The 357-nt window shown below is 52.4% G+C and carries 2 tRNA genes; both read right to left on the bottom strand.

The window, feature by feature from the left end:
* Positions 1-18: 18 nt before the first annotated feature.
* A tRNA-Ala gene (locus B2J69_RS23380) sits at positions 19-94 on the bottom strand.
* 143 nt (positions 95-237) lie between these two features.
* Positions 238-314, bottom strand: a tRNA-Ile gene (locus tag B2J69_RS23375).
* Positions 315-357 lie beyond the last annotated feature (43 nt).

The raw sequence follows: 357 nt of genomic DNA, 5'->3' as shown, positions 1-357 counted from the left end.
CTATTTCAGAAAACAGTATGGTGGAGCTAAGCGGGATCGAACCGCTGACCTCCTGCGTGCAAGGCAGGCGCTCTCCCAGCTGAGCTATAGCCCCATACAGTTACTGCAGAGACCGTCTACATACCAGGAGTGGCATTCTTCTTGCGAGGAATGCGATTTTTTCTCAGGCAAGGCGTGGCGATGCGAAGCATAGTTCACTATGCGAGCCGTCGTCACAACGCAGCATGAGGGAAAATCTGGTAGGCCTGAGTGGACTTGAACCACCGACCTCACCCTTATCAGGGGTGCGCTCTAACCACCTGAGCTACAAGCCTGTAGAGGTTTTTCTGCTCGTTACTTTCTATCAGACAATCTGTG

The sequence above is a fragment of the Pantoea latae genome (genome assembly GCF_002077695.1).
In the GTDB taxonomy this organism is placed as follows: Bacteria; Pseudomonadota; Gammaproteobacteria; order Enterobacterales; family Enterobacteriaceae; genus Pantoea; species Pantoea latae.
Note: the sequence above shows the minus strand (reverse complement) of the source record. Positions and strands in the feature narration are given on the sequence as shown.